A 3861-nucleotide genomic window follows, 5' to 3' on the forward strand; every position below is an offset into this window, starting at 1 on the left:
CTCGACGGTGGCAAGACGGAAGGCGTGCTGTATTACTTTATTGACTGCCCGGACTCGACGGTGGCAAGACGGAAGGCGTGCTGTATTACTTTATTGACTGCCCGGAGTTGTTCGACCGCGAGAGCTTCTATGCAACCCCGAGCGGCGACTATCCGGACAATGCAGAACGCTTTGGGCTCTTCAGCCGTGCAGTGATCGAAGCAACAAAGATCCTCGGCGTGCCTGACATCTTCCATGTGCATGACTGGCAGGCCGCGATGATCACTGTCTATTTGCGTTCGACCTATTTCTTCGATCCCGTCTTCCGCAAGGTGCCGACTGTTCTTACCATCCACAACGCCGGCTATCAGGGCTGGTTCCCGCCGCAGACAACGTCGCACCTGCTGCTTCCGTGGGACATGTTCACCATGGACAAACTGGAGCAGTACGACAATCTGAACTTCCTGAAAGGCGGTATCGTCTACGCTGACGCCATTACTACTGTGAGTCCGACGTATGCCCAGGAGATTCAAACGGCCGAATTCGGAAGCGGCCTGGAAGACACCTTGAGACGCCGCTCCGGTGATCTGGTGGGAATTCTGAACGGCGTCGATTATGAGCAGTGGGATCCTGCAACCGATCCTCTGATCGCCGACCACTATACGCCCGAGGATCTGGCAGGGAAGAAAGAGTGCCGTCGCGACCTGCTGCACGCCTTCGGTTTCGATGGCGTGCATGACGACACCGCTGTCATCGGGATCGTGTCGCGCTTTGCAACGCAGAAGGGTTTCGATTTCATCGCTCAGGCTGCGGAAGATCTGATGAAAGAGAATGTCGCTCTCGTAGCTCTGGGTACGGGGGAGGCCTATTACGAACATCTGTTAACCGAGCTTGCGGAGCGCTATCCGCAGAAGATGCGGGTACGTGTTGCTTACAACAACGTGCTGGCGCACAAGATTGAGGCGGGCGCGGATATCTTCCTGATGCCTTCCCGGTATGAGCCCTGTGGCCTGAACCAGATCTATTCCCTGAAGTACGGTACCGTCCCGGTCGTGCGTGCGACGGGAGGCCTGCAGGACACCATTGATGAGCAGACGGATGGCAGCGGGAATGGCTTTAAGTTCTCGGGATACTCCGCCTGGGCGATGCTTGATGCCATCAAGCGTGCGCTCAAGGCCTTCCAGGACAAGCCAATGTGGACTGCGATGATGCAGCGTGGAATGCGGCAGGACTTCAGTTGGGATGGGCCGGCGAAGGAGTATGTCAAGGTCTACGAGCGGACGATTATGAACCGTAGTTAGCCGCAGGGTCATCAAAGACCGTATGCCACAGACTTCAGCGATCACTGCAGGAGCCCGCATCGGGCATGTGCATCTGAAGGTATCCGATCTTGATCGGGCACTCGCGTTTTATCACGGAGTGCTCGGTTTTGAGATCACCGCCCGTCTGGGGGATCAGGCGGCATTTCTATCGGCCGGCGGGTACCACCATCACATCGGACTGAATACGTGGGAGAGCCGTGGAGGAAAACCGCCCGCATCTGGAACGACGGGGCTATATCACACGGCAATCCTGTATCCGACGCGTGCGCATCTGGCAGATGCTTTGCGCAGGTTGATTGCAGCGAAGATCCCGCTGGAGGGCGTTGCCGATCACGGTGTCTCCGAGGCGCTTTATCTGCGTGATCCGGATCAGAACGGGGTGGAACTCTACTGGGATCGTCCACAGGAACGGTGGCCAAGGACTGAATCCGGCGAGTTACAGATGTATACGCGGCCATTGAATCTGGAAAACCTTCTCGCTGAACCAGCCGTGTAGCGTTGCGGATCGCGGAGGAACGGGGCCTCAAGTGGTAAAATCGACAGGTGCCTGAAGGCAAAGATCTCACACGGAACTGGTAGGGAACCGCAATGTCCGGCCACTCAAAATGGGCAACAATCAAGCATAAGAAGGGCGCTCTGGATGCCAAGCGCGGCAAGATCTTTACACGCCTGATCAAGGAAATCCAGATCGCTGCGAAACAGGGCGGCGGTGATATTGACGGCAATCCTCGGCTGCGGACAGCAGTTGCCGCGGCTAAGGCTGAGAATATGCCGGCGGATAACATCAAGCGTGCCATCCAGCGCGGCACGGGCGAGCTCGAAGGCGCGACCTATGAAGAGATCACCTTTGAGGGCTATGGCCCCGGTGGCGTCGCGGTCATCGTCGAAGTGCTGACCGATAACCGCAACCGCGCCGTGAGCGAAATTCGTCACGCCTTCTCCAAGAACAACGGCAACCTGGGCGAGTCTGGCTCGGTAGGCTACATGTTCTCGAAGAAGGGTCTGATCGTGGTGGCGAAGGATGCGGTGGGCGAGGACAAGCTGACCGAGATCGTTCTCGATGCTGGAGCGGATGATCTCTCTGGTGACGGCGATAGCTGGGAAGTGCTGACCGCTCCGAAAGACTTCGAAGCCGTTTTGACGGCGGTGAAGGGCGCCGGGATCACTCCCGAGGTTGCTGAGGTAACGATGATTCCTTCGACCTATCAGAAACTCGAAGGTCCGCAGGCGGCTGCGATGAATCGTCTGCTGGAGACACTCGAAGATCTGGACGACACACAGAATGTGTACTCCAACTTCGATATGGAAATGGCCGAGGTGGCCGGCTGATTCACACTGCAGGAATATGAGTGGAGAGCCGCCGGCAGATTCGGCGGCTTTCTTCTGTACGGAGAGGAAAGCGTAAGTGAAGAAATGGATCGTGAGTTCGTTGATGAGTGCCGCTCTGGCGATGCCGGCGGTGGCACAGACCACCATACAGTCTCCCGTACGTGAAGTTGCCAGTCATCCAGGCTGGGAGTATGGTCCTCTGGTTCAGGGAGGCTTAGGCGCCAGTCATTCTGCGCTGGAATCTGACCAGCCACCGTAGAGTTATGCCCTGGGTGCAGGGCGCAGGCGGCCTGATCTGGACGAACCATAAGTATCCTCCGTATGGTTCCGCAACGGTCATCAACCTGGCGAATGCAGGACCGAACTCTGAGACTTCGGTTTGGAATTTCACGCCCCAGGCAGGCGTGGGCATGCATTATTTTGTGAAGCCGAGGCGTTCTATCGATTTTGGCGCCAATGCGGTCCATATCTCCAATGCGTCGATGGGCGACCGGAATCCTGGAGTGAATGTGACGCTGCAGTTCAACGTGGGATACACATGGTGGAAGTAGGGAGTCCCATCATTGAATGCGTTCCGAACTTCTCAGAGGGTGTAAGCCCGGAGAAGGTACGCGCCATTGTGTCCGCCATGAAGGTGGAAGGCGTGAGCCTGCTGGACTATTCGCTGGACAACGACCATAACCGTTCCGTGGTAACCATCGCCGGAGCCCCCGAGGCGGTGGCGGAGGCAGCCATCCGTGCGGCAGGGAAGGCAGCGGAACTGATTGACCTGACTCGCCAGGAAGGCGTCCATCCACGTATCGGCGCCGCCGACGTAATTCCGTTTGTTCCGGTGGCGAACTACGCCCTTCCGCAGTGCGCCATGCTCGCCCGTCAGGCCGGCCAGCAGATCTGGCTGCGGTATGGGATTCCCGTGTATTTTTACGAGGCTGCTGCGGCTCGTCCCGACCGTGTGAACCTCGAGGACGTACGGCGGGGCCAGTTCGAAGGGCTGCGCGACGCGGTTCGCAAGGATGCGGCTCGCCGGCCAGACATTGGTGGGCCGGAGCTGCATGCAACCGCCGGAGCTTCCGCCGTCGGAGCGCGTAAGTTCCTGATCGCATACAACATCTACCTGCATGACCCGGATGTCGCGATTGCCCGAGCTATCGCCAAGGAGATCCGCGCCTCCGGCGGCGGCATGCATGGCATCAAAGCAATGGGTGTATTGGCCCAGGGCCGGGCACAGGTC

General features: G+C 58.2%; 6 protein-coding genes. All 6 read left to right on the forward strand.

The window, feature by feature from the left end; all coding sequences use genetic code 11:
• Positions 1-77 precede the first annotated feature (77 nt).
• A complete protein-coding gene (locus tag AB4043_RS21380) occupies positions 78-1280 on the forward strand; it encodes a glycogen synthase (protein ID WP_442308022.1) in 1203 nt (400 codons plus the stop codon).
• A 22-nt stretch (positions 1281-1302) separates the two neighbouring features.
• On the forward strand, positions 1303-1797 hold the full coding sequence (locus tag AB4043_RS21385) for a VOC family protein (RefSeq protein ID WP_442299451.1): 495 nt from the start codon (positions 1303-1305) through the stop codon (positions 1795-1797).
• A 92-nt stretch (positions 1798-1889) separates the two neighbouring features.
• On the forward strand, positions 1890-2630 hold the full coding sequence (locus AB4043_RS21390) for a YebC/PmpR family DNA-binding transcriptional regulator (RefSeq protein ID WP_442299452.1): 741 nt from the start codon (positions 1890-1892) through the stop codon (positions 2628-2630).
• A 76-nt stretch (positions 2631-2706) separates the two neighbouring features.
• A complete protein-coding gene (locus tag AB4043_RS21395; protein WP_442308023.1) occupies positions 2707-2889 on the forward strand; it encodes a hypothetical protein in 183 nt (60 codons plus the stop codon).
• 4 nt (positions 2890-2893) lie between these two features.
• Positions 2894-3181: an acyloxyacyl hydrolase gene (locus AB4043_RS21400; RefSeq protein ID WP_442308024.1), complete on the forward strand. Its 288-nt coding sequence runs from the start codon at positions 2894-2896 to the stop codon at positions 3179-3181.
• Positions 3169-3861: glutamate formimidoyltransferase (gene ftcD, locus AB4043_RS21405; RefSeq protein ID WP_442308025.1), on the forward strand; the 693-nt coding region annotated here is incomplete at its 3' end. The genes AB4043_RS21400 and ftcD, both read left to right, overlap by 13 nt.

It is taken from the genome of Terriglobus sp. YAF25 (genome assembly GCF_052113305.1).
Lineage (GTDB): Bacteria > Acidobacteriota > Terriglobia > Terriglobales > Acidobacteriaceae > Terriglobus.

What these genes read in the sequence shown, in the direction of transcription:
- AB4043_RS21385 (WP_442299451.1), top strand. Translation starts at nt 1,303, where the DNA reads ATGCCACAGACTTCAGCGATCACTGCAGGAGCCCGCATCGGGCATGTG.
- AB4043_RS21390 (WP_442299452.1), top strand. Translation starts at nt 1,890, where the DNA reads ATGTCCGGCCACTCAAAATGGGCAACAATCAAGCATAAGAAGGGCGCT.
- AB4043_RS21400 (WP_442308024.1), top strand. Translation starts at nt 2,894, where the DNA reads ATGCCCTGGGTGCAGGGCGCAGGCGGCCTGATCTGGACGAACCATAAG.